Source organism: Microcoleus sp. OTE_8_concoct_300, assembly GCF_031383065.1.
Taxonomy (GTDB): Bacteria; Cyanobacteriota; Cyanobacteriia; order Cyanobacteriales; family Microcoleaceae; genus Microcoleus.
The window spans coordinates 1-23,229 of record NZ_JANMZH010000248.1 but is presented as its reverse complement, the minus strand read 5'-3'; the positions used below and the strand labels follow the sequence as shown (position 1 = coordinate 23,229).

18 protein-coding genes are annotated in these 23,229 nt (G+C 47.5%); 11 read left to right on the top strand and 7 right to left on the bottom strand.

The genetic code is table 11. The annotated features are described in order from the left end of the window. Positions 1-293: 293 nt before the first annotated feature. Positions 294-3,029, bottom strand: coding sequence for a bifunctional acetate--CoA ligase family protein/GNAT family N-acetyltransferase (locus ACUVJL_RS11800; RefSeq protein ID WP_445246021.1), 2,736 nt, complete (start codon positions 3,027-3,029; stop codon positions 294-296). Positions 3,030-3,452: 423 nt separating this feature from the next. Here ACUVJL_RS11800 and pflB point away from each other — a divergent pair, with 423 nt between their 5' ends. From pflB to ACUVJL_RS11770, 6 genes are all read left to right on the top strand, one after another. Then, entirely contained in the window at positions 3,453-5,681 is a 2,229-nt protein-coding gene (gene pflB, locus ACUVJL_RS11795) for a formate C-acetyltransferase (protein WP_445246020.1), read from the top strand. A 262-nt stretch (positions 5,682-5,943) separates the two neighbouring features. Next, the gene (gene pflA / locus ACUVJL_RS11790) at positions 5,944-6,684 is read left to right on the top strand and encodes a pyruvate formate-lyase-activating protein (RefSeq protein ID WP_445246019.1); all 741 of its coding nucleotides are present in this window, start codon (positions 5,944-5,946) and stop codon (positions 6,682-6,684) included. 146 nt (positions 6,685-6,830) lie between these two features. Next, complete coding sequence (gene adhE / locus ACUVJL_RS11785) at positions 6,831-9,461, top strand: bifunctional acetaldehyde-CoA/alcohol dehydrogenase (RefSeq protein ID WP_445246018.1); 2,631 nt, start codon at positions 6,831-6,833, stop codon at positions 9,459-9,461. Positions 9,462-9,801: 340 nt separating this feature from the next. Continuing rightward, entirely contained in the window at positions 9,802-10,095 is a 294-nt protein-coding gene (gene clpS / locus ACUVJL_RS11780; RefSeq protein WP_006633998.1) for an ATP-dependent Clp protease adapter ClpS, read from the top strand. Positions 10,096-10,232: 137 nt separating this feature from the next. Further along, on the top strand, positions 10,233-10,634 hold the full coding sequence (locus tag ACUVJL_RS11775) for a hypothetical protein (RefSeq protein ID WP_445246017.1): 402 nt from the start codon (positions 10,233-10,235) through the stop codon (positions 10,632-10,634). A gap of 347 nt (positions 10,635-10,981) precedes the next feature. Continuing rightward, entirely contained in the window at positions 10,982-11,887 is a 906-nt protein-coding gene (locus tag ACUVJL_RS11770) for an ATP-grasp domain-containing protein (protein ID WP_445246016.1), read from the top strand. Positions 11,888-11,894: 7 nt separating this feature from the next. Here ACUVJL_RS11770 and ACUVJL_RS11765 read toward each other — a convergent pair whose 3' ends face one another. Together ACUVJL_RS11765 and ACUVJL_RS11760 are read right to left on the bottom strand one after the other, a co-directional pair. Beyond that, positions 11,895-12,395 (bottom strand): plastocyanin/azurin family copper-binding protein, encoded by a 501-nt coding sequence (locus ACUVJL_RS11765; protein WP_445246015.1) that lies wholly within the window; start codon positions 12,393-12,395, stop codon positions 11,895-11,897. A gap of 131 nt (positions 12,396-12,526) precedes the next feature. Then, a complete protein-coding gene (locus ACUVJL_RS11760; protein WP_445246014.1) occupies positions 12,527-13,645 on the bottom strand; it encodes a tocopherol cyclase family protein in 1,119 nt (372 codons plus the stop codon). A 337-nt stretch (positions 13,646-13,982) separates the two neighbouring features. On the opposite strand from ACUVJL_RS11760, the gene ACUVJL_RS11755 reads away from it, so the two are divergent. After that, positions 13,983-14,564 (top strand): Npun_F5749 family FMN-dependent PPOX-type flavoprotein, encoded by a 582-nt coding sequence (locus ACUVJL_RS11755; RefSeq protein ID WP_445246013.1) that lies wholly within the window; start codon positions 13,983-13,985, stop codon positions 14,562-14,564. A gap of 107 nt (positions 14,565-14,671) precedes the next feature. Here the strand turns inward: ACUVJL_RS11755 and cysE are convergent, their stop codons facing one another. Next, entirely contained in the window at positions 14,672-15,478 is an 807-nt protein-coding gene (cysE, locus tag ACUVJL_RS11750) for a serine O-acetyltransferase (RefSeq protein ID WP_445246012.1), read from the bottom strand. 212 nt (positions 15,479-15,690) lie between these two features. Continuing rightward, the gene (locus ACUVJL_RS11745) at positions 15,691-16,173 is read right to left on the bottom strand and encodes a hypothetical protein (RefSeq protein ID WP_445246011.1); all 483 of its coding nucleotides are present in this window, start codon (positions 16,171-16,173) and stop codon (positions 15,691-15,693) included. Between the two features lie 99 nt (positions 16,174-16,272). Between ACUVJL_RS11745 and ACUVJL_RS11740 the strand changes: the two genes are divergently transcribed. Next, complete coding sequence (locus ACUVJL_RS11740; RefSeq protein WP_445246010.1) at positions 16,273-16,509, top strand: hypothetical protein; 237 nt, start codon at positions 16,273-16,275, stop codon at positions 16,507-16,509. Between the two features lie 219 nt (positions 16,510-16,728). After that, positions 16,729-18,534, top strand: a complete 1,806-nt coding sequence (mrdA, locus tag ACUVJL_RS11735; RefSeq protein ID WP_445246009.1) for a penicillin-binding protein 2 — start codon at positions 16,729-16,731, stop codon at positions 18,532-18,534. A 497-nt stretch (positions 18,535-19,031) separates the two neighbouring features. Here the strand turns inward: mrdA and ACUVJL_RS11730 are convergent, their stop codons facing one another. Further along, positions 19,032-20,762 (bottom strand): DUF3352 domain-containing protein, encoded by a 1,731-nt coding sequence (locus ACUVJL_RS11730; RefSeq protein ID WP_445246008.1) that lies wholly within the window; start codon positions 20,760-20,762, stop codon positions 19,032-19,034. A gap of 136 nt (positions 20,763-20,898) precedes the next feature. Between ACUVJL_RS11730 and ACUVJL_RS11725 the strand changes: the two genes are divergently transcribed. After that, entirely contained in the window at positions 20,899-21,525 is a 627-nt protein-coding gene (locus ACUVJL_RS11725) for a Uma2 family endonuclease (protein ID WP_445246007.1), read from the top strand. A gap of 12 nt (positions 21,526-21,537) precedes the next feature. Here ACUVJL_RS11725 and ACUVJL_RS11720 read toward each other — a convergent pair whose 3' ends face one another. Further along, positions 21,538-22,140, bottom strand: a complete 603-nt coding sequence (locus ACUVJL_RS11720; protein WP_445246006.1) for a pentapeptide repeat-containing protein — start codon at positions 22,138-22,140, stop codon at positions 21,538-21,540. Between the two features lie 135 nt (positions 22,141-22,275). Here ACUVJL_RS11720 and ACUVJL_RS11715 point away from each other — a divergent pair. After that, positions 22,276-23,229: AIR synthase related protein (locus ACUVJL_RS11715; protein ID WP_445246005.1), on the top strand; the 954-nt coding region annotated here is incomplete at its 3' end.

Sequence of the window (23,229 nt, the reverse complement as noted above, 5' to 3'; positions counted from 1 at the left end):
AAGCTAAAGCCCTTACTACTGAGATGTTGCACCATTCTCAAGAACAGGCATCTTGCCTGTTCCACAAAGAGTGAATTTTCTTGTGGGGTGGGCGTCCTGCCGGCCCCTAAAAGGTTTATCGAGAATGGTGCAAGATGTCAGTTATTACTCACATCTTGCACCATTCTCAAGAACGGGATCTCCTGCCCGTTCCACAAGAGATGAATTTTCTTGTGGAACAGGCATCTTGCCTGTTCATAAAAGGCTTATCGAGAATGGTGCAACATCTCAGTATTATTTAACCCAACTTGCTATTAGCAAACAAAAACAGCTTTCAACATTCCTTCGCCTCGGTCTGGTTGGACTTCAAATCCTAGTTTTTTACAGAGGCTGTGCATCTTGTAGTTGCTAGTCACAATGTAGCCAACGATCGCCTCTAATTTCTCTTCCTGACCAATTTGCAGCATCCGCCTCAATAATTCTGTTCCCAAACCGTGCTGCTGATAGCTATCGCTAACGATCAGCGCAAATTCGGCTTCGTTTGTGCCGTGGAGTTTGCTCAGACGCCCTACTCCCAAAATCCGGTGTTCTGAGGTTTCCGGGTCAAGACGATCGGCTACTAAAACCATTTCCCGATCGTAGTCAATAAAACAAATCCGGGTCAAACGTTCGTGAGCGATGCGGTGCTTTAACTTTACCATGTGAGCGTAGCGCAAATACACGCTCTCTTCGGAAAGTTCTTGGTGGAACAGCACCATCAGCGGCTCATCTTCTGGGCGAATCGGACGGATGGTGATGGGACGATCGCCCTTTGTTGACCATGTTTGAACGTATTGCGTAGGATAGGGGCGAATCGCGGGAGAAATGGGGTTTTCCGTTGTTTGGAGAACAACGCGGGCATCAAGAGCGATCGCACCTTCAGGAGAAACCAACAGGGGATTAATATCAATCTCGGCAATTTGAGGTTGCTCTACAATCAGTTGACTAAAACGAACTAATAACTGTTCGAGTTCTACCAGGTCAATTGCCGATCGACCGCGCACTCCTTGCAAAGCTTTATAGATGCGCGTTTGCTCCATCATCCGCCGCGCTAGGGTGGTATTTAAAGGCGGAAGTGCTAGCGATCGATCCTGAAAGACTTCCACTAATTGTCCGCCGGAACCAAACAGCATCACCGGCCCAAATTGTGGGTCAATACTGCTACCCAAGATTAGTTCATAGCCTTCCAAATGCACCATCGGCTGCACTGTCACGCCGAGAAAGGCTGCCGGGTCGATCGCCAGTACCCGCTGGGCGATCGCCTCAAAGGCACTAATTACAGCGTTAGCATCGCCTAAATTTAGTTTTACGCCCCCCACATCGGTTTTGTGAGTAATCGTCTCAGAATGGAGTTTTAGCACCACTGGATAACCGAGGCGATCGGCAATTTCCACAGCTTCGGCAGCACTCGCTGCAATTTCTGTCGCTACGGTGGGAATACCGTAAGCTGCCAGCAACTGTTTTGATTCGTACTCGGTTAATAGAGTGCGATTGTTTTGGCGGGCGGCAGTCAAAATCTTCGCAGCAGTCGCACACCCGGAAGTCTCGATTTCGCAATCAGCGGGGAGAGATGGCGTTTCGTAGATAGCGCGCAGGTTGTATGTGTAGCGCCACATATAGTTGAATAACCTGACGGCGGTATCGGGATAGGGGAAAGTCGGAATATTTGCCTGATTGAGAATTTGCGTTCCCGCTGACACTTCCACACCGCCCATCCAGCTTGCTAATAAGGGCTTTCGGAGTTTGCTGTAAGACTTGAGTTTTTCTGCTGTTTGGGTGGGATTTGTCATCGCTTGTGGCGTCAGGATGACCAGCAATCCGTCACTATTGGGATCGGGAGCGACCACTTCTAGAGTTTTGGCGTAACGATCGCTACTAGCATCGCCCAAAATATCGATCGGGTTGTGATGACTCCACTGAGGCGGCAAAAACTCATCAAGCTGCAGCACCGTCTCCGGTGCCAGATCTGCCAGGGCACCGCCGTCGCTAATTAAGGCATCAGTGGCGATCGCCCCTGGCCCTCCTGCATTGGTGACGATCGATAGGCGGTTGCCCTGCGGTCGCGGTTGCTTGGCCAGAATTTCTGCCATGTCGAACAAATCGGAAATCGTATGTACCCGCAACGCGCCACAGCGGCGGAAAGCAGCATTAAGCACGTCATCGCTACCGGTCAAAGCTCCCGTATGGGAAGCGGCGGCTTGCGCGGCGGCGGCGGTACGTCCTACCTTGAGAATGATGATCGGTTTGTCGATCGCCACTGGGCGGGCGGCGGACATAAACGAACGAGCATCACCCATAGATTCCATATACAAAACGATACTGTGGGTATGGGGATCGTCCCCGAAATACTCGATCAGATCGCCCCAACCGACATCGAGCATAGAGCCGATCGACACAAAACCGCTAAAACCGACATTTTCTCCCAAACTCCAGTCTAGGATCGAAGTACAGAGGGCGCCGCTTTGACTGATGAAGGCGACATTACCCGGACGGGCGATCGTACCTGCAAAAGTAGCATTGAGCCCAAGCACAGGATTCATCACGCCGAGGCAATTTGGGCCGATAATCCGCATTCCGCCCAGACGCGCTTGGGCCATCACTTGCTGTTCTAAAGCCTCCCCAGCCGCACCAATCTCTTTAAAGCCAGCAGAAACAATAATTGCCCCTTTCACCCCAGCAGCGATACATTCGCGGATCACTTGCGGCACCCCAGCAGCAGGCGTAGCAATCACCGCCAGATCCACTACTTCCGGGACGCTAGCAATGTCAGGATAAGACTTGAGCCCCAAGACGCTGCGGCGCTGCGGATTCACTGGAAAAACTGTTCCGCCAAACGGATTCCGAATCAAGTTCCACAGGAGAGTACGTCCGACGCTTCCTTCTCTCTCTGTTGCGCCGATTACAGCCACGGAGCGAGGTTTAAAAATCCCATCGAGCGGATGACGCTGTTCTTTCCAAATATCGTGAGCCGGATCGCTCGCAGTGCTTTGATTTCTTGAATTTATCTGCATAATACCCTTGTTCAATTAATCAGCAATTAATATTGCTCTGCTTTCGACAACAATTCTCGAATCAAATCCGAACTATTTTTTTGCTATTCTTCTGCTATTTTTCGGCTTTTTCTTCCTCTTCTTGTGGTCTTTGCAGTTCGCGACCCAAAATCTCATTGCGGGTTTCCGACCGACCCGCACTTAAACAACATTCCCGTTGTCTAACTGTTAGTTCGGAATCCCTTTTTGTCAGAGCTTCCTCACAAATCCCAGAGGATGTTCTGCCTACTATCTATCTTAATTCTTCCCACCGAATTAGCAAGTAAAGTTTTGTAACAAAGAGCGAACAGGGTATTAAAAATATTGAGATTAAATATATAGTAGATGTAGTGGTCGAAGCAGAAAAGATCGATCGCTAACAAAAAATAGAGGTGAAAGCAAGCTATGTTAGTAGAATGGCACGGCTTTACTGAAGGCAACTGGACAAAGGAAGTCAACGTCAGAGACTTCATCGAAAAGAATTACACCCCCTACGAAGGGAATGCAGAATTTCTCACAGCACCAACAGAAAAAACCCAGCAGCTTTGGCACCAAGTCCTGGAACTAATGAAGCAAGAGCGCGAAAAAGGTGTATTGGATGTTGATACAAAAGTTCCCACATCCATCACGGCTCATGCAGCAGGATACATCGATCGCGACTTAGAACAAATAGTAGGTTTGCAAACCGATCGACCTTTGAAACGCGCGATTATGCCCTTTGGCGGGATTCGCGTGGTCAAGGCAGGTTTAGAAGCTTACGGCTATCAGCTCGATCGGCAAACTGAAGAAATATTTACGAAATATCGCAAAACTCATAACGATGGTGTATTCGATGTTTACACGCGCTCGATGCGTCTGGCGAGACGTTCTGGTATCATCACAGGTTTGCCAGATGCCTACGGACGCGGGCGCATCATCGGTGACTATCGGCGCGTGGCTTTGTACGGTGTCGATCGCCTGATTGATGATAAAAAAACACAGCAAGAATCACTCGAACTAGAGGCGATGGAGGAGGGAACAATTCGTTTGCGCGAAGAGTTATCCGAGCAAATTCGGGCTTTGTTTGAGTTAAAAGAAATGGCTGCTAGCTACGGCTTTGATATTGGTCGTCCGGCGGCAAACGCACGAGAAGCTGTTCAGTGGGTGTATTTGGGCTACTTGGGAGCAGTGAAAGAACAAAACGGGGCAGCGATGTCTCTCGGGCGCGTATCGACGTTTTTAGACATTTATTTCGAGCGCGATTTGCAAAGTGGCGCGAGTTCCGAAGTGGAATTGCAAGAACTGATCGACCATTTTGTAATGAAACTCCGCATGGTGCGGTTTTTGCGAACTCCCGACTATAACGCTCTGTTTTCTGGCGATCCAACTTGGGTAACAGAGGCGATCGGCGGTACAAGCAATGACGGTAGAACATTGGTAACTCGTAACAGTTTCCGATTCTTGCACACCCTCTCAAACCTCGGTACTGCACCCGAACCAAATCTCACCGTGTTGTGGTCGGAAAACTTGCCGGACAACTTCAAACAATTCTGTGCGAAGGTATCCAGCGATACGAGTTCGATTCAGTACGAAAACGACGATTTGATGCGTCCTCAATACGGCGATGATTACGCGATCGCCTGTTGTGTCTCCGCGATGCGAATTGGCAAGCAAATGCAGTTTTTCGGCGCGCGAGTTAACTTGGCTAAGACTTTGCTCTATGCGATTAACGGCGGTAAAGATGAGAAGTCCGGCGACCAAATCGCGCCGCAGTTCCCACCGATTACTACCGAATATCTCGATTATGACGAGGTAAGAGCGCGGTTCCACGACATGATGGCGTGGTTGGCAAAAACGTATATCAATACGTTGAATGTCATTCACTATATGCACGACAAATACTGCTACGAACGGCTGGAAATGGCATTGCACGATCGCGATGTTTACCGGACAATGGCCTGCGGGATTGCCGGATTGTCAGTGGTGGCGGACTCGCTATCGGCGATTAAACACGCTAAAGTTAAGGTGATTCGCAACGAGGAAGGTTTGGCCGTAGATTACTCGATCGAAGGAGAATATCCAAAATACGGCAATAATGACGATCGCGTAGACAGTCTGGCGATCGAACTTGTGCAAAGCTTCATGAACGAAATTCGCCAGCACAAAACCTACCGTGGCGCTGTAGCGACTCAATCGGTACTCACGATTACCTCTAACGTAGTGTACGGCAAAAAAACTGGTAGCACTCCCGACGGACGTAAAGCAGGCGAACCCTTTGCCCCCGGTGCTAACCCGATGCACGGCCGAGATTCCTGTGGGGCGATCGCATCCTTATCTTCTGTAGCGAAACTGCCTTACAGTGATTGTCAAGATGGCATATCGAATACTTTTTCGATTCTACCGCAGGCCTTGGGCAGAATGGAGGACGATCGGACTAACAACCTAGTTGGTCTCCTAGACGGTTACTTCCACGATGGCGGCCATCACATCAATGTTAACGCGCTCGATCGGCAAACATTACTAGATGCGATGGAACATCCGGAAAACTATCCCCAGCTAACAATTCGCGTCTCCGGTTATGCGGTTAACTTCATCAAACTTACCCGCGAACAGCAATTAGATGTGATTAAACGGACTTTCCACGAACGCGTCTAAATCCCAGCAGTGATTGGACTTATTGCATGAATCTTTGCTCTAAAAACCGCAGATGTAAGGCAGATTAACACAGATTAACGCAGATAATTGAGGGAATTGAGAGCTTGGGAATGCAATAAGTTCATTGTGGGTAAGTTAGCGGTTGTCCGCCGCGAGGAATGTAGCAATCACAGTATCTATTTTTCAGCTCGTTTGACCTCAGAGACTTTCCGATCGCAGCGGATTAATTCATTATCTCGGAACATAACCAACAGCAAATTAAATGTCTGGAATTGGTCGCATTCATTCAATCGAAACCTTTGGCACCGTAGACGGCCCTGGAATCCGGTTTATCGTCTTCACCCAAGGCTGTCCGTTGCGCTGTCTTTACTGTCACAATCCCGACTGCCGCAATTCTCACGAGGGTAAAGAAGTAACCGTCGATTATTTAATCGAGCAAATTACAAAATGTAAATCCTACCTGCGGAAAGGAGGCGTTACAGTCAGCGGCGGCGAACCGTTGATGCAGCCCGATTTTGTCAGAGAAATCTTTACCCGCTGTCATCAAATGGGCTTGCATACTGCCTTAGACACATCAGGGTTCTGTCTTTTAGAAGTTGCTAAACCGGTTCTGGAAATGACCGATCTGGTTTTATTAGACATCAAATCCTACATTCCCGAACTGTATTACAAAGTCACGAACGTTTCCATCGAGCCTACTTTAGCAATGGCCAAATATCTCAGCGAAATTCATAAGCCGACCTGGATTCGATTCGTTCTAGTTCCTCACCTCACTGATGACCTCGAAAACGTAGAAAAATTAGCAGAGTTTATTGCCAATCTGAACAATGTGGAAAAAGTCGAAGTATTACCATTCCATAAAATGGGAGAATACAAATGGGAACAATTAAAACTGGATTACGAGCTCAAGGATACACCTCCAGCTTCACCGGAGCTCGTCCAACAAACAGTTGAGATTTTTCGCAGTCGCGGGGTAAATGCGATCGGAGCTAGCGGTCTATAATTAATTAAAACACCTCGAGCAAAAATCGCAAACAATCTTGAAAATATCTGCGTAAATCTGCGTCAATCTGCGGTCAATCTGCGGTTCCCCTACCCCTCACAAACTTAGGCAATAATTATCTAGAAAAACACCCGAGTAGAAAACAAATGAAAGTTACCAATGTAGAAGAATTAGAAGTGCTCATTCAAAAAGTGAAAGCAGCCCAAGCTGAATTTGCTACCTACACTCAAGAACAAGTCGATCGCATATTCAAGCAAGCAGCTTTAGCCGCTAATGCCGCCCGCATTCCCTTAGCCAAAGCAGCAGTCAAAGAATCGGGAATGGGAGTCATCGAAGATAAGGCAATCAAAAATCATTTTGCCTCGGAAATGATTTACAACAAATACAAAAACGACAAGACTTGCGGTATCATCGAGTCCGATCGGCATTTTGGCTACGAACGCATTGCCGAACCCGTGGGACTGCTGGCGGGAATCGTTCCTGTAACCAACCCGACTTCCACCACCATCTTTAAATCTTTAATCGTGCTCAAGACGAGAAATGGCATTATATTTTCGCCCCATCCCCGGGCAAAATCCTGCACGGCTGCGGCGGCAAAAATCATCCTCGATGCTGCTGTAGCCGCAGGAGCACCACCGGATATTATTGGGTGGATTGATGAGCCAACTGTGCCGCTTTCCCAAGCTTTGATGCAGCACCCCGATATCAAACTAATTTTGGCAACTGGCGGGCCGGGAATGGTAAAAGCTGCCTACTCTTCAGGACATCCCTCCCTCGGTGTCGGCGCGGGAAATACTCCCGCCATCATTGATGAAACCGCCCACATCCAAATGGCTGTCAGCTCAATTTTGCTCAGCAAAACTTTCGACAACGGCACGATTTGTGCTTCGGAACAATCGGTGGTTGTTGTGGATGAGGTGTACGATGCAGTGCAACTAGAATTTATCAAGCGCGGTGCTTATTTCCTCAATGCACAAGAACGGGAAAAAGTGCGGCAGGTAATCTTAATTGATGGGCGATTGAATGCCGAAATTGTCGGACAATCGGTGCAAAAGGTGGCGGAAATTGCGGGTTTTGTAGTGCCGTCAAACATCAGGGTTTTGATTGGAGAAGTTGATGCGATTGGTAAAGAAGAACCCTTTGCTTGTGAAAAACTTTCGCCGATTCTCGCAATGTACCGCGCCAAGGACTTTACTGAAGCAGTAGACAAAGCTGAAGCGCTGATAATTTTTGGCGGACACGGACATACTTCTGTACTCTACACGGCTCCGCACAATCAGAATCACATTCGTTATTTTGAAAGCAAACTAGAGACTTCGCGGGTGCTGATTAATACGCCTTCTTCTCAAGGTGCGATCGGCGATTTGTACAATTTCCGCCTCGATCCCTCCCTTACCCTCGGTTGCGGTAGCTGGGGGGATAATTCCATTTCTGTCAACGTGACACCCCATCACCTGCTCAATATCAAAACCGTAGCAGAAAGGCGCGAGAATATGCTCTGGTTCCGCATTCCTCCCAAGATTTATTTTAAGTCGGGTTGTCTTCCTGTAGCTTTGAGGGATCTTGCAGGTAAGAAACGTGCTTTGATCGTGACGGATAAACCTTTGTTTGAATTGGGATTGATTAAGGAAGTCACAGATAGTTTGGAAGAAATCGGCATCGATCACTACACATTTTACGATGTGGAACCAGATCCTTCCCTTGCTACTGTTCGCAAAGGTTTAGAAATCTGCAATAGTTTCCATCCAGATGCGATTATTGCCTTTGGTGGTGGCTCGCCGATGGATGCTGCTAAAGTAATGTGGCTGATGTACGAGCATCCAGAAATTGAGTTTGAAGGATTGGCGATGCGGTTTATGGATATTCGCAAGCGGGTATACGAACTGCCGCCTTTGGGATCAAAGGCAATTATGGTGGCAATTCCAACTACTTCGGGGACGGGTTCGGAAGTCACGCCTTTTGCGGTTGTTACGGATGAACGATCGGGGATTAAGTATCCGCTTGCAGATTATGCTCTGACTCCGAGTATGGCGATCGTCGATCCAGAACTTACGCTGAATATGCCCCGGAAATTGACTGCTTACGGCGGCATTGATGCGCTAACCCACGCTTTAGAAGCTTATGTTTCTGTGTTGGCTTCTGAGTATACAAATGGTTTGGCTTTAGAAGCGATTCGTTTGCTGTTTAAATACCTGCCCAGCGCTTACAAAAATGGTGCTAATGATCCGAAAGCGCGGGAGAAAGTACATTATGCTGCTACGATGGCCGGGATGGCATTTGCCAATGCTTTTCTGGGGGTTTGTCACTCAATGGCTCATCAATTAGGTTCAACTTGCCATGTCCCTCACGGTTTAGCGAATGCGCTGATGATTTCCCACGTAATTCGCTACAATGCAACGGATGTTCCGTTCAAACAAGCGATTTTTTCTCAAAACAAGTATCCTAACAGCAAGTGGCGTTATGCTCGAATTGCGGACTATCTGAATTTGGGCGGCGATACAGAAGAGGAGAAAGTTGAGAAGTTGATCGCAGCGGTGGAAGATCTCAAGCGTGAGGTAGATATTCCTGGCACGATTCAGGAGGCTCTTGCCAGTCAGGGAATGAGCGATGATTTCTTTTTTGCTCGCCTTGAGGAAATGGCCGATCGCGCTTTTGACGATCAGTGTACCGGAGCGAACCCCCGCTATCCGCTGATTGAAGATTTAAAGCAACTTCTGCTACAAGCGTATTCTGACGGCGACACTTCTGAGGTCGATCGAGTGTTAACTGTAGTTTAATCGGCGCGGTGCAAGAGATTTCTCCTCAAAAGCCTGTCAATGGGGGGTTGGATGCTTAACCCCTACTCCCCACAGTTTCTGGAGAAGTCTAATATCATTTCCGGTTACACCGGAATGATGTTGACGGTTGACGGTTGACTGTTCACTGTCAACCGTCAACAGTGAACTCGAATTTACTATTCCGATGCTAACGGATTTGATATAACGCAGGGCCCGGCGGTGAAAATAAACCCCGAAGCGGATCGAAATACCAAGTAGCGGTTGAAAAAATCGGAAATTGTGTTAGGATGTCAGAGGTAACTATTTTACGAATTTTGTAGTTTCAGTGGCTGTTCGCGCGATGACCTCTTCACCAACCATAGCACCCGTTCGATCGAGTCAAGTTACCCGCAAACCTTATCCCAACTATCGGGTAATAGTTCTCAACGACGATTTCAACACATTTCAGCACGTTGTGGAATGTTTGACGAAATACATTCCAGGGATGACAAGCGATCAAGCTTGGAAACTTGCCAACCAAATCCACCACGAAGGTCAGGCCACCGTCTGGGTTGGCCCGCAAGAGCAAGCAGAACTTTATCATATGCAATTGAGCCGTGCTGGACTGACAATGGCTCCGCTAGAATCTACTTGAAAATTTGTAGGGTTGAAGGCAAGTTTCAAGTTTCGTTAACTCAATTTGAAACCTGCCAAAAGGCCAACATAACTCGGTTCTCCTGAGCTAGATTATATGTAAACCTGGATAATCTTTTACTCAATTAGGAGAATTTTATGGATCATCCTTTTGATTTAGATGCTGCTGAACTCGAAGCAATTGATTTAGATTTTAAAGAGACGCCAAGTGATGCACTGATCGACCCCATCGGAGGTGGAATTATTTTCACGACTCTGGCTCTAGGTGAAGAAGGTGGGTGTCATCCGATACAGTGTATCTCAGCTCCCTGTCCGGGAAGTGAAGGAGGAGGAGGAGTTGGTGTCACGCCTATTGACGATTGGGCTACGACTCACGCTCTGCGTGAAGAGGGTGGAGGCCCTCCGGTGACCACTCACTCTCTGCGTGAAGAGGGTGGAGGTTCTCCGATGACCACTATGGCTCTGGGTGAAGAGGGGGGAGGCCCTCCGATGACCACTGACGCTATCGGTGAAGAGGGTGGAGGTCCTCTTTATTCGTAATCTCATTCGTGGCGACAATTGTAGAAGAGATTCTGCCTAATTCCTGAACGCTTCAAATTGTTTCTGTAATGAGACTTTCAAAGATTCAGACTCATTCGACAGTTTTTTTTAATAGATAAAAAGTTGCAACACTCTCAAAACAAGTGATGCGACTTTTCATTTATTTATATCATGTCCGATCGATTGACCATAATATCCCGGCCGGGCGGGTTTTTGAGATGGTCGATTGTTGGCAGATATTGTTGGCTCACGGGCCCCTACATGATTTCGGGTGAAGCGAAGCGGAGGGAATCGACCGGACATGATATTACTGGCATTTTAGCAGATTTTTAATTTTCAATTTTCCCATGAACATTTTAATACTGGGTAATGATTCAGATGCTCATGCTGCTCATATAAAAGATGCTCTCACCCAAGCCGGTGCAGAAGTAGATTATTTAGATACCTATCTGTTTCCCAGACAGTTACGTCTGTCTTGGCAACCTGATACCCTGGTAGGGTGCTTGACGCTACCCGGAGGTCGCCAGTTGAATTTTCAAGATATTCACAGCATATTTTGGCGCAATTTTTCCGGTGTTTATGTTCCACCTTTAAAAGATGCAAATCAACAGCAAGTTGCATTTAATGATTCAATGAGTACAGTGCGATCGCTCATGCAAGCTTGTCCGGCTCGCTGGATTAATTCCTGGCAGGCCTACCAATTTCATAAAGAAAAACCCCTACAACTGAGTTTGGCAAAGCAAATAGGAGTTACGATTCCTGCAACTTTAATCAGTAACAATCCAGAGCAAGTTAGGGAGTTTGTGGAAGCTCATGAAAAAGCAATTTTTAAGCCTGTTTATTGTGGCGCTCATACCAAGTTGGTGACAGAGGCGCATTTAGAACCTAATCGCCTGGACTTAGCTTTGAGTATTTCTCCAGCCACAATACAAGAGTATATTCCTGGCACAAACATCCGCAGTTATGTGATTGGTGAATCAGTCTATTCTGCCGAAATTCGCAGTCAAGCTTTGGATTTTCGGGAAGATTTAGAGGCCGAGCTAATTCCGATAGATTTGCCAGAATCAGTTGAAAAACAATGTTTGGCAATATTAAAGGCTTTTATGCTAGAGTGGACTGCTATTGATTGGCGTCTCAAGCCCACGGGTGAGTATGTATTTTTAGAGGCGAATCCTAGTCCGATGTTTATACACTTTGAGCGTCAGACTAATTTTCCGATTACACAAAAATTAGTCAACCTGTTAATGTATTAACTAGGATTTAAGAGGCGATCGTAATTTTCCCAATCATCCCCGCCTCTGTATGTCCGGCTACCGTACACCGCAGGTTGTAGGTTCCCGATTTCATGGGAACAAACACCCATTCTGCCATAGCGCCCGGTTTAAGTTCCAATTCGTGAATCGCTCCTTTAATTTCCACATTACCAGCTTCAACTTTTTGAGTCCAACTGGCATCAGCAAAGTTTTTGGCTGTGAAATAATGTTTCTGCGAACTGGGATTTTTCAGCACTAATTTATAGCGCTTGCCCGATTCAAATTCTAGCAGATTGGGAAAAAATTTGAGTTCCCCAGCTTCGTTACCTAAACTAACAGTAATTTCGGTGACTGGTTGGCGAGACAAATCACCGGCCGCACTAGCAATTGCCGCAGGCATCAAGATTGTGCCCAAACATAAAGTTAGTCCCAAAATCACCTTGAGAGCTTGTTGTAACCGCTGGCTGCGGTAGAATTTGCCTAATTGCAAACCGAGTAAATTGATCATGGCTGTTCTGACTACTGTTAACTGACTAAGGACTAATGACCAATGACTAATGACCAATGACTAATGACTAAGGACTAAGGACTAATGACTAATGACTAATGACTAATGACTAATGACTAATGACTAATGACTTAGTTCGATCGCCAAACTTCATCCCAAGGCCCGCCCCCAACTTCCAAACCCGGGAAAGAACTTTCAGCCTCTAAGATAATTCTAGAACGCTGCTTGCCATTTTTGTCAACATTTCCCCCCAACAATTCTCGCAGTTGCAAGCGCAATTTGCCGTGCGTCGTATCCCGGCAGCAAAAAGCCAGACCTTTTTCTGTAGGAGCTCGCAAATCAGTACCAGAACGGTTTGTAGTGGCAATTAACTCAACTTCAAACTGACTGTTTCTAGCCTGCATTTTCCAGCTTCCCCAAGGATCAATATTCCAACTAACTTGCGAATTCCAAGGCACAAATTCGTAAAATTTGCCTCGGTAATGCAGACAAATCATTGCTACCGATTCCATCCACCACAGCACGCCCCGCTTGCCGCCGCCAGCAGTTAAAGCTAAATCGCTTTCGCCTTGAAAACAATTGCAATTAACCCAAAACCACTTTTGCGGAAAAGCACCGCCCCAGTTTTTTTCGCTGTAAGCGGGAGCATCTTTAAATTGGTAGCGTTGGCCGTTCCAATCTATCCAGCCGGTGGCTAAACCGTGCGCCATTAAAATTTGCCATCCCGGTTCAAATATGGGTAGAAAAGATACCATGCCCGCCGTGGATTTCTGGAGTTGGTCAGAGTTGCCCCAGCCGTAAACAGGTTGAATTTGGTATTGCCAAAAACAGTGGCTGCCGCTTCCCGGATCGTGGATATAACCTTGATTCAAGGTAGCAGTAGCTTGATAGCCTTCTTCGACGCGGCTGTCAAATACTTGAGGTTCTAAATATTGGGGTTTAATTTGTAAATCTGTTCTGCCCCAATGTCCGAAAGCCAAGCTTTCTCGGTGGGCCCAAAACTTATTTACATCGGGGAATGTGCGGCACAAATAGCTATCTTCCGGACCGAGAATTTGAGCTGCACCGCCACTGTAAGGTTGACCGCCTCTGGGGTCTTCTATTGAATACATGAAGGCAAAAGATTGTCCGCGAGCAGGTAATGTTATTCGATAGTACCAGCCTTCAAAAAAACGGCGGGAACCGCCGTCCCAGTGGTAGCCACTGTGGGGAGTTTCAATAGTTTTGAGTTTTGAGAGTGAATTTGACATAAAATTACCAATAGCAGAAAAAAGAGTCATTAGTCAGTAGTCATTAGTTATTAGTTATTAGTCATTAGTCATTAGTCAGAAGGAACAAGGAACAAGGAACAAGGAACAAGGAACAAGGAACAAGGAACAAGGAACAAGGAACAAGGAACAAGGAACAAGGAACAAGGAACAAGGAACAAGGAAGAAGAAAAACAAGAAACTATGCCCAATTCCCAATTCCCAATAACTAAGGACTACTGACTACTGACTAAGGACTACTGACTACTGACTAAGGACTAAGGACTACTGACTACTGACTACTGACTAATCCCATTACCCATATGATAGGTTATTAATTATGTCTTTAGCACTTTGGCGATCGCCCCTAGCTCGCGCGCTCCACCGCAACCGCAGTCTTGCTTTTGCCCGCTACTTGCAACTAGCAACTGTTCGCGCCACCGGGCGTCCGGCTAACCGCACTGTGGTGTTTCGAGGCTTTTTAGCAGATACTAATCAGTTAAAGTTTATTACAGATATTCGCAGTCAAAAGGCAGAGGAAATTAACCTCTATCCTTGGGGGGAAATTTGCTGGTATTTCCCCCAAACTCGCGAACAATTTCGGATTGCTGGACAACTGATTTTGGTAGGGGCAGATTATCCAGAGGCCCAGTTGTGCTCATCGCGCCGCACAGCTTGGCAGGAGCTTTCTGAGGCGGCTCGATCGCAATTTGCTTGGCCGCATCCGGGGGATGACAAAGCCCCGGCTGCTGCTTTTGATTCTGCTACCCCAGATCCGATCGACCCGCTGCCTAATTTTTGCTTGCTGTTGTTGGAACCGGAAACGGTGGATTTGTTGGAGTTGCGCGGGGAACCGCAGAACCGATCGCTTTATCGGCGCGACGGGGAGGGAAATTGGTCTGTGCGATCGGTTAATCCTTGAAAAAGAAGTCATTAGTCATTAGTCAGCAGTCATCAGTTAACAATTAACATTCACCACTGCCTTATGCCCAATTCCCTATGCCCTATGCCCTATTCCCAATTCAAATTTTAGATGCCGGTGCCGTCGAAAAATTCTTGAATTGCTTTATCTTTTAACTTGCAGCTAGGGGTTGTAACTAGCTGTGTTTTTTCGGATAAGGCTACATTGCTGGCTTGGTTTAAAGCTTCAGATACTGAGTGGAAATTGTGGGAATTGGGAACAGAAGTTAAGGAGACAGATGCTTGAGGAAGCAAACTTTTTACTTGCTGTTCGAGGGACTCGATGCGATCGAGTAAAGAGCGAATTACCACAGCTTCCGAATCCGGCAAACTGCCGTGTTCTAGGGGATTGACGCGCACTCCCGATCGATAGACGATGCGGCCGGGAATCCCTACAACCGTACAGTCAGATGGTACGTCCCTGAGCACGACGGAACCGGCGCCGATGCGAACGTTGTTGCCAATTTGAAGATTGCCGAGTACCTTGGCGCCGGCACCGACAACTACATTTTCGCCGACGGTAGGGTGACGCTTGCCGCTTTCTTTGCCTGTGCCGCCGAGGGTGACACCTTGGTAAATTAGGGCAAAATCCCCGATAATTGCTGTTTCGCCGATCACAACCCCCATACCGTGGTCGATGAATACGCTTTTGCCGATCGTTGCCCCGGGGTGAATTTCAATTCCGGTCAAAAAGCGAGCTATGTGGGAAATCAAGCGGGGGATGAAGGGAAGTCCCAGCACGTAAAGCCAGTGTGCGAGGCGGTGCAGCACTAGGGCTTGAAGACCGGGGTAGCAAAACAAAACTTCCAGCCAGTTGCGAGCTGCAGGGTCGCGATCGAAAATTATACTGAAGTCAGCTCTAAGGGTCTTTAGCACTTTCAGAGTTACCAATTTTGGTTAAACACGCCACTTTCGATTTTACATTTTACTGGATGGGGAAGTGAGTGGTCGATCGGCAGATTGGGGAGTGGGAGATTAACAGGTTGGCCGATTGGGGGAGGTTGGGGGAGTGGAACCTTGGGAGAAGAGGAGATTGGGGGAAAATTTGATGATATTTTATTGTCCCCATCGACAAGCGCCGCCGCGTTCTATTCCTGTACTGAGATTGTATAGTCAGACTTGACTCCGGGTTCGAGAGTACCTACCCAAATCCTGTAAGAGCCTGCTTGCCAGTCTGAATCAACAATGCCAGCATCTTTATTCTGACCTGCATCGTCTCCGCAGCGCACTGCATTACCGGGGCCTTGTACGAGTAAGGTTGTGTCCTTGCCTCCGCTGTTGACTTGGAGTGTGAGTTTTGAAAATTTTTGCTGCAAGACTATGATGTGGTCGGGAGTTGGAGTGGCAAAACCCAAACATTTGTTTTTGTGGCGATCGGCGTTGGCTATGGCAGATAGAGAGTACGATCCGCCTGTGGAACCTCTCAAAACTGCTGTTGGGGACTCAAAACCAGGCGATAAAGTTAAAGTGCCGAAATTGGCGGTTTCTGCTAAAACTGGTAGGGCGACGATCGCGGCGACGATCGCGGCGATCGCACCGTTTTTGAAATTGGCTCCCTGATTAAACAACATAGCAATTCTCCTGGCGTCACAACTTAAAATCAAAACTCAGAATTTACCCATCGCAGCCCCTATAATCCTAACTCTGGAGGAATAATAATTTTTTTTCAATTGGTTCAAAACCTCCAGGCTTCTCTACCTTATGTCTATCAGGACAATCCCTCTGCGATCGCCCTCGCCTGTGCCACTCGGATTTCTGCCACAGGCTATCGACTCCTATCCGAAATTGTACGGTGTCTAGATGATAAATTTGATACTTCTAGCGTTGCTGTTGGCGATCGGTTCCCTATTGACACAGGTTTTGGTATTGTTACCTATAGGTCTAGGCGGCTGGCTCCACTTCCCTAATTGGCTGAGCCTGGCCTTGATTGTGCTGGCTATTTCTTGGTGCTTGGGAGATTAGTCAGCAGTCAGCATTCATGAGTTATTAATTATTAGTCAAAAGCTAATTATTAATCATTCCGCTTCCCCCAACGGCTAATGCCCGATCGCCCCCGGTCTGATGATTTATACTTCACAATTGACAATCAGTAGTATAAAATCTAGGATTTGACATCTACCTAGAGAATGATGCAACGACAAATTTATTCGATATCAGGATTCCACTCTTCTGACAAAAGCCTGGGGGAAACTCCTAAGAAACAGGATCGTCCGATACACCGGGCGATCGTGTTAATGCTAGTGGCAACCGGTTTGCTGAGCCTGCACGCTAGTCGGCTGGTGGAATTGCAACTGGTACAAGGAAAGCAAAACCGGGAACGAGCCGAAAACAATCGCGTTCGCCTAGTGCCAATGCCGGCCAATCGCGGACACATTATCGATCGCAAAGGCAAGCTGCTAGCGGCAAACAATTTAGCTCGATCGGTATATTTGTGGCCGAAAGAACAAACGCCGGAAGAGTGGAAAGTTACAGCAAACAAGTTGAGTCCGCTGGTGAAAATCCCGGCCGAAGAAATTTTACAAAAAATAAAACAGGTCGATCCTCTATCCTACAGACCGGTGCGGATCAAGCAAGCGATGCCGCCAGAGGTGTTTGTGCCACTAGCAGAACAGGTGGGACAAATACGCGGAGTGGAAGTGCGACCAGAAGCGAAGCGCTATTATCCCGAAGCCAGTGTGGCGGCTCATGTTCTCGGATATATTGGCGAAGCTACCGCAGCAGACTTGGAAGCTAACCCGGAATATCCGATGGGGATGATTGTCGGTCAGATGGGCATAGAAGCGAGTTCTAACGAGAAGATAGCGGGAGTTTGGGGCGATCGGCTGATCGAGGTAAATGCCCAAAATCAAGAGTTGCGACTGATCGGCGAGACACCGCCTAAACCGGGTGAGGCGGTGCAGCTAACCATAGACTTGTCCATGCAAAAAGCAGCCGAACAAGCCCTGGGGAACCGGCGGGGAGCAGTAGTGGCCCTGGATGTCAAAACCGGCGGAGTATTAGTTCTGGCTAGCCACCCGACGTTTGACCCCAATCTGTTTACGCGAAAAATCACTAAGGAGGAGTGGGAAACTCTTCAAGAGGCGGAAAATCCATTTTTGAATCGGGCCATGCAAGGCTATCCCCCCGGTAGCACTTTTAAAATTGTGACTTCCGTCGCGGGCTTGGAGTCGGGCAAGTTTTCGCCGGACTCAATTCTCGGTACTTCGTCTTACATTACTGTGGGGGGAATTGATTTTAACGAACACAGCGGCGGTTACGGCAACATCGGCTTTCGGGAGGCCTTGGCTTTCAGCAGCAATACGTTTTTTTATCAAGTGGGGATTAGTACCGGACCGGAGGAAATTTCTAAGTGGGGACACCGCTTGGGAATTGGCAAGGAGACGGATTTGAATCTTTTGGGCCTAGGCGGCGGCGATCACGGTCAAGTCCCGACGCCGGCCCAGAAGGAGAAAATCTATAAAGAACCTTGGTATGCGGGTGATACGGTAACGATGTCCATCGGGCAGGGGTTGGTGTTGATGACTCCTTTGGAGGCGGCGGTGATGGTGAGTTCGATCGCTAACGGCGGCTATCGCGTGAAGCCCCATCTTTTGACTTCTATGACCGGCACGCCGCAGACTCAACGGGTACATACAGGGATGAAACCTTCAACAGTTCAGGTGATTAAGGAAGGACTGATCGCGGTGGTTGCCGAGGGTACGGGACAGGGGATGAATGACGGTTCGATTCCGCTGACGGGGGGCAAAACAGGGACTTCGGAGGTCATCGGACAGAAGGATCACTCTTTGTATGTCGCCTTCGGGCCCGCGGACAAGCCGGAAATTGCGATCGCCGTGGTTGTGGAAAATGGCGGTTTTGGTTCTGTTGCAGCAGCCCCGATCGCCAAAGAGGTTTTTCAAGCTTATTTTGGGAAACAGAAACAGCCAAATTAGTCATTAGTCAGCAGTCATTAGTCAGCAGTCATTAGTCAGCAGTCATTAGTCAGCAGTCATTAGTCAGCAGTCATTAGTCAGCAGTCATTAGTCAACAGTCATTAGTCAACAGTCATTAGTCAGCAGTCATTAGTCAGCAGTCATTAGTCAGCAGTCATTAGTCAGCAGTCATTAGTCAGCAGTCATTAGTCAGCAGTTATTAGTTATTAGACAGTAGGTTGGGCGCGTGCAACTAAACCCAAACAAAATGTTTGTAGCCATACTTTGAAAAAGTGGTATGACTAATGACTGCTGATAGGTTGTCGGGGCGCGTTTACCTGAATCTTTCGCTTGGATTATATATTTTGGTCAACCCGCGACAAAATTTAGGACTTATATAGCGATCCTCGCATCATTTGTGAATTTCTTACTCCCGGACCGCGAGTTCGGGGAGGGCTGGGGTGGGGTAAAAAATTTACGACTCCTGCAAGGATTGCTATATGACTAATGGCTAATGACTAATTCAGCCGCATAAATATTGTAGCTTTGCGAATTCCTGTTATTTCTCCGGTACTGGTGACTGTGAGCGATCGCAAGTGGTCGAACAATGGTCTTGCCGAAAGTTCAATTAACCTCAACAGCGGGATTTGTTTTTCCCAAATTGCCCTGCTGGAGGGCCAGTCTAAATAAAAATAGCCGTCATTAGATGGCGGTAGCGGTTCAATGCTGGTTTGAAAATCTTGATTGGCAACTAAAGAGCCTGTTTCTGCTGCTTCTAGTGCTGCGTCCATTGCTTCTACCGAAGTGGTGAAAATTTCGTATTTGCCGACGGTGGCTCGGACTCCTTTTGCCTCGGTTTCGATCGCACTTTTTCTATTATTTTTACCCAAATTTTGACTCGTTGTCAACTGCGTCCAAGCGGTAATTTTCTGGTTCCTGAGAGTAAAGCTGCCGATGCTGTATTCTTTGCTGCGGGCAATTTCATCGAGTTTGTCGATCGCCTTTTGGGAATCAGCAGATTTTTCGGCGGCAAAAATCCAGTCCGCACTATTTGACGAATTCGGAAGCACTCCTAAAGCGTATTCTCCTTGTACCCAGTTAAATATATCCTGCTGCAGGTTGACGCCCCAAACTTGCTGAATATCTCCGAAGGTGCGATCGACTAACTTTGAGACTTCTGCATTAGTGGACACCGCCGATGACAAATCAGCCCAAAAATTCCTTAAATCGCTGCTGGCGACCGCGAGAGGACTAGCGGAGGGAATGTATTGCAAAGCTTTCACTGGTTCTGAGAGTGTTGGATAAGCTGTGTTTTCTCGCGATGTCACTAAAGCAGTTTGAGCCAGCAATCCCCGTCGGTTGACTCCGACAGCAACTGCGAGGGAATTAAGAGAAACTTGGGGATTTAGCTCGGTTTGTGACTGCGGCAGATTAACAAATGCTAAAGCTATTCTGCCTTGAGTTAACTGCTGGAAAGCTTTTTGATAGTTAGGACTATTGTTGAGATTTAGGTTTGCTGCTTCAACGTTGTTAACTGCATCTCGAATCACATTTGGGCTATTGGCAAATAAAACAAAATTGGGGCTATTTCCTGAATCTGAACTGCCGCCGATTGCCGCTGTTGCGAAGCTGGGCGGCAAAGTTGTCTTCGGCAGAGAAAACGGGTTGAAAGGCGAAATCGGAGAGGTTTTTTTCTGGGCTATTGGTACTTGTTTATAATTAATTTGCACGGCTTTATATATTTCCGACTGCACTGTTTTAGCCGCACGAGATTGTTTTCGCCAGTAGGAGTCGAGAAATTGTTGGCTGCGATCGACATTTTTGGAGGAAACGGCCAGCAAAAACCCGCTTTGTTTGCCGTTGTTGCTGTCGCCATCGGAATCTATATCTATGACAGCGAGGGTAATTTCGTCACCTATCCAAGGTTCGATATCTCGGCTGTAATCGAGGCCTGTATTGGCGAGGAGACTTTTTTTGATTTGCTCAAATTCTGCGTGCGATCGACTTCTTTCTTCGGGAGTGGCAAAAACTTGTCGCAATGCTTCGAGGCGATCGGGATTTACCAGCATTGAAGCTAACAAAGGTGCTTGTTTCGAGACAAACACAGCCGCAGCCGGAGTAGTTGTCGGCCCGCCAGCGAGCAAATTCAGGGGAGTGTGAGTTGTCAGCCAGTAAAAACCACCGGCACTCAAGCCTAAGAGTGCCAAGACGCCAGCAATGAGGAAAGAAAAGAACGATCGCAGCTTCATACAACAAGGACTAATGACCACAGTCTATTATTAACTAGAGTAGCGCATGACCGTAGCTGTCGGCAGATACTTTTTGTGCGGTTCGCAAAAAAAAAGGATAAACTAAAATATTCTCAAGCTCTACAACCCAAGTAAAATGCTAACAATATCAACGCCCCCCGAACAGCGAGTTTTACTCCCCAATATCAGTTGGCAGTTATATGAAAGCCTGCTAGGGGAACTGGGCAACAAACGTTCCACCCGAATTGCTTATCATCAAGGTCAATTAGAAATTATGGTGCCACTACCGGAACATGAAAATCGCAACAGGCTGATCGATCGCTTAATTGTAACTCTCATAGAAGAACTCAATCTGGAGTACAACCCCTTTGGCTCGATGACGATTAAAAAACGCAAAAAAGCAGCGGGAAAAGAACCAGATTCATGCTATTATATCCAGAATGAAGCACTGGTCAGAGGGAGAACCGAATTAGACTTTGCTCAAGATCCGCCGCCCGATTTAGCACTGGAAATTGATATTACCAGCAGTTCCTTAAATCAATTCGATTTATATGCAGATTTAGGCGTACCAGAAATTTGGCGGTACGACGGACGAAGCATCAAGTTTTATCAATTGCAAAATGGCGAATATGCCGAGTGCAATTTTTCCCGGGCTTTCCCAATGCTACCGACTGCAAAAGTTGACGAATTTATCGATCGGTGTCAAACTACAGGCGCAACCGCAGCAGTGCGAGAATTCCGGGAATGGGTGAGAAATCAGTAATTGTGCAGTCTACTACCACAATCCTCGCGCATCGGAAAAATCTGCATCTATAATCGCCCCCGCATCGAATACAGCATCAGTCAAATCAGCCTTTCTAAACGACGTTACCGCCAATTTTTCTATTTCTTCAACAGCGATAAAAAAGCCGATCGCAGTTAACCCAAGAATTACCCCAGAAACCAAAAATAAGACAATTCCCCTGAGAGTATCTCCGCCAAAAAATGTCACAATACCGCTAGCGCCGATCGCAGCAGCAGCCCCAGCCACAGACCCCGCCACAATTCCAGCCTCGCCCCGAGTCACAGCAATCGCCGTAGCAGCCGTTCCGGTAACCGCCACAGCCCCCGCATCGGCCCCGCCAATGAGTCCAGTCAAAGCCCCAGCCGTCGTCACTGTCACCGCAGTTACCCCAGCCCTAGCAATCAAATTTCTCACCTGCCTGCGGCTTTGTCCGGTTCTGACACCCTGAAAATTTGCCCCCCTCAAAATCGCCCCGGTGAAATTGCAGCCTCGAATGTCACAACCGCTGAAATTCGCCCCAGACAAGTCAAGACCTTTAAAAGAACGATTCCGCAAGTCTTGGTTCGCAAAATTGAGATTTCGAGGTAAAGTCATTCGATTTTAGATTTTAGATTTTAGATTTTAAATTAGCAAACCAAAAGCTTGGGATTTTAGATTTTAGATTATAGATTGTAGATTAACCAAGCACAGGGCATTTAGAATAAAGCCTGTGGTTTATAACGAGTTTCCATGTCTCCCATCTCCGAATCCCCATTTTCCCCCGAACAAATTGCCGGTGAAAGACTCACACCAGAAGAATATCAAGAAATCGTTCAGCGTCTTGGCCGCCATCCCAATAAAGCTGAATTGGGAATGTTCGGCGTCATGTGGAGCGAACACTGCTGTTACAAAAATTCGCGACCGCTATTAAAACAGTTTCCCACAGAGGGCGATCGAATTCTCGTTGGACCTGGAGAAAATGCCGGCGTCGTAGACTTGGGAGACGGCTTGCAACTCGCCTTCAAAATTGAATCCCACAACCACCCCTCAGCAGTCGAACCTTTCCAAGGTGCAGCAACCGGTGTCGGGGGGATTCTCCGCGATATCTTCACAATGGGGGCCCGCCCCATCGCACTTTTAAATTCCCTGCGTTTCGGCAACTTAGACGACCCTAAAACTCAGAGATTGTTCAAAGGCGTAGTATCGGGAATTTCCCATTATGGAAATTGCATCGGCGTGCCCACAGTTGGGGGCGAAGTTTACTTCGATCCTGCTTATTCCGGCAACCCCTTAGTTAACGTCATGGCCTTGGGTTTAATGGAAACTCAAGAAATCGTAAAATCTGGGGCATCCGGCATCGGAAATCCCGTGCTTTATGTCGGTTCAACTACCGGGCGAGATGGCATGGGAGGAGCAAGTTTTGCCAGTGCCGAATTGACCGACAAATCAATGGACGATCGCCCCGCCGTCCAAGTCGGAGATCCATTTTTAGAAAAATCCTTAATTGAAGCTTGTTTAGAAGCATTCAAAACCGGTGCAGTCGTCGCCGCCCAAGACATGGGTGCCGCCGGAATCACCTGTTCCACATCAGAAATGGCAGCCAAAGGCGGCGTCGGCATTGAATTCGATTTAGACAAAGTTCCCGTTCGAGAAAGCGGCATGATTCCCTACGAATACCTGCTTTCGGAATCCCAAGAACGGATG